Raw genomic sequence first — 6,235 nt, 5'->3', positions numbered from 1 at the left:
CACAAGGCCAAGGCGAAATCCGCCAGATCGTGTCCACCACATCCTTCGGCATGTGCGTCGGCTATTGCACGACGCGGCTCGAAATCAGCGAAGGCCAAGCCGTACTGATCCGCGACGGACGCGGCGGCCGCGGCGGCGCTGAACTCCCCGACCAAATCTTCACCGCCACACTCACCGCAGTCGAATGGCAAGAGCTCTCGCACTTAGCCGCCGCAACCGATCTCAGCGATCTCCCCGCCACGATCGGCTGCCCCGATTGCGCCGACGGCGGCGCTGAATCGCTCAGCATCAACGGCGCCACGCCGACGACGTTCGACTTCGGCGCCACGATCAATGAAGCCCAGCCCTTGCTCAACCGCGTCCGCGCCCTGCGCGAACGGCTAACACCGGCGCAATAGCGCTCACCCGGCGAAACCCAGCTCGATCATCTTCGCCGCTACAAATATCACCAGCAGCGCCAGCGGCGCGCCGACGCGGCCATAATCCATGAAGCGATAGCCGCCCGGCCCCATCACCAGAAGATTGTTTTGGTGGCCGATCGGCGTCAGAAAGTCCGACGAGGCGCCGATCAACACAGCGATCAGCAACGCGTCGGGCGACACGCCAATCGCTTGCGCCACCGACACCGCGATCTGACCCATGATGATCGCAGTCGCGACATTGTTGAGGAAGATCGACAGCAGCATCGTCGCCGTCACCATCGCCGCCGCCGCCCAGAACAAGGGCGCGCCGCCCAGCAACTGCGCGAGTTCGCCCGCGAAAATCAGCGCCGCCCCGGACGATTGAAAACTCTCACCAACCGGAATCATCGCGCCGATCAGCACGATGATCGACCAATCCACCGACGAGTAGATTTCCTTCGGCGGCAAAAAGCCAAGTGCGGCTATCAACGCCGCCGCGGCGCCAAACGAAAACGCCGTCGGCATGCCGACCGACACCGACGCCACGACCGCGGCGACGTAAATCCCCAGCGCCGTCAACGCGCGTGGCAAATTGATCTGCGCGCTGGCGCGGCGCGCGACCTCTAGCAAGCGCGCGTAGCGCGCATAAATCGCGATCTGCTCAGCGGACCCATGCATCGTCAGCTGATCGCCCGCTTCGACCCGCAAACGTTGCATCGGCTGGCGCACCTCCGCGGCGCGTCGGCCACCCGCGATCACAACCACTTCGCCGTTCGTATCCCAGCGCACCGTATCGACCGGACGTCCAACCAGCGGCGATCCGTTGCCCACCACAACGACAATCGTCGCCGCGTCCTCCGCCGACGACCGTTGCGCATGGAGCGAAAGGTTCAGCTTCTTGGCCGCCTCCCAAGGATCAACCGCGCCGCCAAGCAACAGCCGATCCCGCGCCTGCAGCGGCCGCGCGGTGGCCAAGTCCAACACGCGGCTGCCGCGCAGCACCGCGAGCGCCGCCACCTTTGCGTTCTTTAGCGCCTCGATCAGCGCGGCCTCCGCGTCCGCGTTCATCTCCTCCTGCGAAATCGGACCAAGTTCGAAGACAGCATAAGCGTCCTTTGACGCGGCCTCGCCGGAATCGCGCCGCGGCGCGAGGCGCCAGCCGACCAAGCAAATATACGCCACGCCCGCGATCGCGACCGCCCCGGCTACGGGCGTCATCTGGAAAAATGCGAACGGCGCGCCCAATTGATCCTCGCGCACCGACGACAAGATCAAATTCGCCGGCGTGCCAATCAAGGTCGTCATGCCGCCGAGAATGGTGGCGAACGCCATCGGCATGAGCCCCGCACTTGGCGGCAGATTGTGCGCCCGACACACGCCGACCACCGCCGGCATGGTGATCGCGAGGGCTGCGATGTTGTTCATAAACGCCGAAAGCGTTGCGCCGATGATCAGAATAACGCCCAGCTGCAACGGGAACGGCGCCTTCAGAGCGGCAAGCCTATCCGTCACCGCATCGGCCACGCCGGAAAGTTCGATCGCGCGGCCGATGATGAGCACCGCGACGATCACCACCACCGAGTGATCAGCGAAGCCAGAGAACGCATCCGCCGGCGCCACCAGGCCGAGCAACAGACACGACGCCAGCGCCAGAAGCGCAACAAGATCGTGCCGCACACGCCCCGAAGCAAACAAGGCCAACGCCACGCCCAGAACGAGCGTGCTGAGTATCGCGGGGCTCATCCGCGTGGGCCTCTCACGCCGCCGCCGCCCCCAGCTTCCCCGGCAGCGCATTGGCATACGCCGTAATATCGCCCGCGCCCAAGCACACAACGATATCGCCCGGCTTCGCCTCAGCGCGTACGAACTCCGGCAAATTATCCAAATTCGCAATCCGCCGCGCATCGCGATGGCCGTGGCTTTTCAAGCTGATTGCCAGCGCATCGGCGTTGATATCATCGATCGGCTGCTCGCCCGCCGCATACACATCGGCCACGCAGACGATATCCGCGTCGTTGAAGCAAGTGGAGAATTCATTGAACAGATCGCGCAAGCGCGTGTAGCGGTGCGGCTGCACGATGGCGAGCACACGGCCCTCTGTCATTTCGCGCGCAGCAGAGAGCACCGCCGCGATCTCAACCGGGTGATGCCCGTAATCGTCAACGATGCGCACTTCATTCCAATAACCGGTCGTGGTGAAGCGCCGTTTCACGCCAGCGAACTTCTTCAAGCCGTTGCGAATGCCGCTATCGGTCACGCCCAGCTCACGCGCCACGGCGATCGCCGCCACCGCGTTCTGCACGTTGTGCCGCCCCGCCACCGGCAAGAAGAGATCGTGCAGCGTAACGCCCGGCCCTTCGCCCTTCTTGCGCGCCACCACGTCAAACGTCGAGCCATCGCGCGAGGGGCGCACATTCATCGCGCACACATCAGCCTGCGGATTGAAGCCATACGAAATCACGCGCCGATCGCGCACCTTCGCCGCCAGCGCCTGCACCTGCGGGTGGTCAAGGCACATCACGGCAAAGCCATAGAACGGAATATTCTCTACGAACGTCTGATACGCCGCATTCATCGCCTCGGCCGAGCCGTAATGGTCGAGGTGCTCTGGATCCATATTAGTAACGACCACCGCCGTCGCGCGCAGACGCGTGAAGGTGCCGTCGCTTTCGTCGGCCTCCACCACCATCCACTCGCCTTCGCCCATGCGGGCGTTGGCCCCATAGGCGTTGATGATGCCGCCATTGATCACGGTCGGGTCTTTGCCGCCCGCATCGAGCAAGGCTGCGATCATCGAGGTCGTCGTCGTCTTGCCGTGCGTGCCGCCGATCGCGACCGTCCACTTCAAGCGCATGATCTCGGCCAGCATCTCGGCCCGGCGCACGATCGGCACGCCGCGCGCGCGTGCTGTATCCACTTCCGGGTTGCCGTTTTTGATCGCCGAGGAAATCACCACCACGCCGGCGTTCGCCGCATTCTCGGCCTTATGGCCGATATGGATCTCGATGCCCTGCGCGCGCAACCGCTCAATATTGGCGCCATCCTTGGCGTCCGAACCGCTGACGTCATAGCCAAGATTCTTCATCACGGCGGCGATGCCGGACATGCCAATCCCGCCGATGCCGACGAAATGAATAGTCCCAGTGTCAAACGGAATGGCGCGACGCAGCATGTAATCCCCAAACGCTTTGGAGCGCCATTATAGGGAGGCATCGCGGCGGCAGATAGGCGCCTTTACGCGCCGCCGAACACCATCCGCGCCCGCGCCAAGACCGCTTTCGGCCCCTGGATCACCACCAATGCAAACACGCCCGACGCCGCCAGCGCGCCACCTGCGCTCAGCACCGGAATCCAAGCCCCCGCACTGACGCTCGCGAACTGCACCAGCGCCAACACCAAGCCCAACGCGGTAAACGCCGCCACCTGCATCAAGCCACGCGTCCACGCCTCGCGGCGCGCAGCACGCGCGCTGACACGGGCCAGCACATCAAACCGGAACCCCGGATCGGGCGTCTTCGGCGCTTCACCAAGCAGTGCGGCAAGGGAGAGATCGTCACTCATGGGTTCGTCTCCGGCGTGAGACCGAGCGCCGCCTGCAGCCGCGCCCGTCCACGCGTAATATGGGACTTCACCGTCCCCAGTGGAAGCTTCAACACCTCAGCGGCTTCCGCATGGGTAAAATCTTGGCCCAGGCACATCGCCAGCACGGCGCGCTGATCGGCCGGCAGCTCCTCCATCGCCCGGCGCAAGGCCAAGCGCTCCGGCGTGTTCTGCGGCGCATCCGTGTGGCTGTCCTCCAGCTCCGAATAGGCCGTATCGCGCGCCAAGCGGCGATTGTCGGCGCGCCTGCCGCGACGCCAATATTGGAACGCCACGCCGCAGATGAAGCTGCGCAGGCTAGAGCGTCCGTCATAACGGTGCAGCACTTCCCAGGTGCGCGCGAACGCCTCCTGCGCGATGTCGTCGGCATCGGCGTACGAGCCAACGAGCCGGCGCAGGAAGGCGCGGACCGCCGGCTGATGCGCGTCGACCAATCGGCCGAACGCACGCATGTCGCCGCGTCGCGCGAGCCCTAGGAGGCGCGCTTCTTCGGCCGGGTCCATATGCGGATCACTTGCGGCCGAAGAGCAGAATGAGCAGCGAGCCGAGCGCGAGCACAGCCATCGTCACCGTCACGATCAGAAACGCGAACGCATAATCCTCGGCCTGCACATACCAATAGCCGACGCCAAAACCGGCCGCGAGCGCGGTGAACGTGACAGCGCTCCACGCCGTCGAGTTCTTGCTCGATCCGGTCTTGCGCACGCCGTCGACTTCGTACTCATCTTCTTCCTCGCGCAAGGCGAGCTTCAGAATTTCCGGCGGCGGTTCCTTGCCCTGGTCGATGTAGGATTTCACCAAATCCAAGGCGCGGCGCGTGCGCTTGGCGCTTTGGTTGGCGCCCTGAAACGCCATGGCCATGCCGAAGATTGGAAACATCAGCCACCAATAGGCGGCGAAGAATTCAGCGAACGTCACGTTGAGCCCCCAATTGTTCGTTCGTCGCGCGGATCGTGCGCGACGGGTTCGGCTCGCCCTTGATCGCGTTAATCATTGCGATCGCGAACCACGCCATCGGGAACATCAGCCACCAATAATCCCGGAACAAGTCTTCCATGATCCAGCCCTCCGGACCCAAAACGGCCCTTCGAACACTATCCGCCGCTGAGGGCGGGTCTGGATGCAGGGAGAACTGCCCCTCTCTAAGCGGCCACGCTCTCGGCCAAATCCGCCAGCGTCTTGGCCGCTTCAGGCTTCGCCGAGGCCCGCGCCGCGGCGGCGCGGACGGCCAGCCCATGCGGATCCGCCAAGCGCCGTTCCAGGCACGACGCCAGCGCCGCCGGCGTAAATTCCTGCTCGGTAAACAGATCAGCAGCGCCCACAGCGGTCAGCCCCTCGGCGTTCGCCGTCTGGTGATCGTCCGCCGCCGCCGCGAACGGCACCAAGATTGCGGGCCGTCCCGCCACCTGCAGCTCGGTCACCGAAGAGGCGCCCGCGCGCGCAATCACCAGGTGCGCAGCGCCCAGGCGCTGGCCCATGTCATTGAAGAACGGCGCCACTTCCGCCTTCACCTTGGCCTTGTCATAGACCTTCTTCGCATCCTTGAGCTGCTCCTCGCGCACCTGATGCACGACATCGAGCCGCGTTTTCAGCGCATCCGGCAACAATGCAAACGCCGCCGGAATCACTTCACCGAACACGCGCGCGCCTTGACTGCCGCCAATGATCAGGATGTTGATCCGTCCGCCCGCCGGCGCTTCCGGATACGGCCGCTCGCGCACCGCCAGGATCGGCAAACGTACAGGATTGCCGACCACGCGTTTGCGATCCGCCGCCTTCTCCGGCAGCCGGTCCAACCGCTCGAAGCCGCACGCGACGATCTTCGCGCTCGTCGCCATCGCGCGATTGACGCGCCCCAGTACGGAATTCTGTTCGTGAATCAGGATCGGCACTTTGTGTGCGCGCGCCGCCATCAAAGCCGGGAACGAGGGATAGCCGCCGAAGCCCGCCACCAACGCAGGCTGCAATTCGGCAAACCGCGCCTTCGCCGCATTGATGCCGCGCATGATCTTGAACGCCGCCGGAATCGCCGTGATCGGATTGGCCGAGAGTGACGCCGCCGGCACATCTTCAATGCGCTCGGCCGGGAACCCCTCGGCGTACCGGCGCCCGCGCGCGTCCGTCATCAATACGACACGCCAACCGCGCCGGAACATTTCCTCCGCGAACGCCGCAGCGGGGAACAAATGGCCGCCGGTGCCGCCCGCGGCGATGACAACGACTTTCTTGTTCAT

At 64.6% G+C, this 6,235-nt stretch carries 8 protein-coding genes; 1 reads left to right on the top strand and 7 read right to left on the bottom strand.

Going from position 1 to position 6,235, the window contains the following annotated elements:
• Positions 1–398 (top strand): hypothetical protein (locus VF769_RS16080; RefSeq protein ID WP_331009445.1); only part of this gene is annotated, 398 nt, incomplete at its 5' end.
• A 3-nt stretch (positions 399–401) separates the two neighbouring features.
• Here the strand turns inward: VF769_RS16080 and VF769_RS16075 are convergent.
• From VF769_RS16075 to murG, 7 genes are all read right to left on the bottom strand, one after another.
• Positions 402–2,144, bottom strand: a complete 1,743-nt coding sequence (locus tag VF769_RS16075) for an SLC13 family permease (RefSeq protein WP_331009444.1) — start codon at positions 2,142–2,144, stop codon at positions 402–404.
• Between the two features lie 13 nt (positions 2,145–2,157).
• Positions 2,158–3,573, bottom strand: coding sequence for a UDP-N-acetylmuramate--L-alanine ligase (gene murC / locus VF769_RS16070; protein ID WP_331009443.1), 1,416 nt, complete (start codon positions 3,571–3,573; stop codon positions 2,158–2,160).
• Between the two features lie 62 nt (positions 3,574–3,635).
• On the bottom strand, positions 3,636–3,962 hold the full coding sequence (locus VF769_RS16065) for a hypothetical protein (protein ID WP_331009442.1): 327 nt from the start codon (positions 3,960–3,962) through the stop codon (positions 3,636–3,638).
• The gene (locus VF769_RS16060; RefSeq protein ID WP_331009441.1) at positions 3,959–4,504 is read right to left on the bottom strand and encodes an RNA polymerase sigma factor; all 546 of its coding nucleotides are present in this window, start codon (positions 4,502–4,504) and stop codon (positions 3,959–3,961) included. The genes VF769_RS16065 and VF769_RS16060 overlap by 4 nt, the downstream gene beginning before the upstream one ends.
• 7 nt (positions 4,505–4,511) lie before the next feature.
• Entirely contained in the window at positions 4,512–4,919 is a 408-nt protein-coding gene (locus VF769_RS16055; RefSeq protein ID WP_331009440.1) for a hypothetical protein, read from the bottom strand.
• Complete coding sequence (locus VF769_RS16050; protein ID WP_331009439.1) at positions 4,906–5,058, bottom strand: hypothetical protein; 153 nt, start codon at positions 5,056–5,058, stop codon at positions 4,906–4,908. The genes VF769_RS16055 and VF769_RS16050 overlap by 14 nt, the downstream gene beginning before the upstream one ends.
• Positions 5,059–5,143: 85 nt before the next feature.
• Entirely contained in the window at positions 5,144–6,235 is a 1,092-nt protein-coding gene (gene murG / locus VF769_RS16045) for an undecaprenyldiphospho-muramoylpentapeptide beta-N-acetylglucosaminyltransferase (RefSeq protein ID WP_331009438.1), read from the bottom strand.

The organism is Vitreimonas sp. (assembly GCF_036392335.1).
Classification (GTDB): Bacteria; Pseudomonadota; Alphaproteobacteria; order Caulobacterales; family Aquidulcibacteraceae; genus Vitreimonas.
This window is presented reverse-complemented; position numbering and strand designations above follow the sequence as displayed.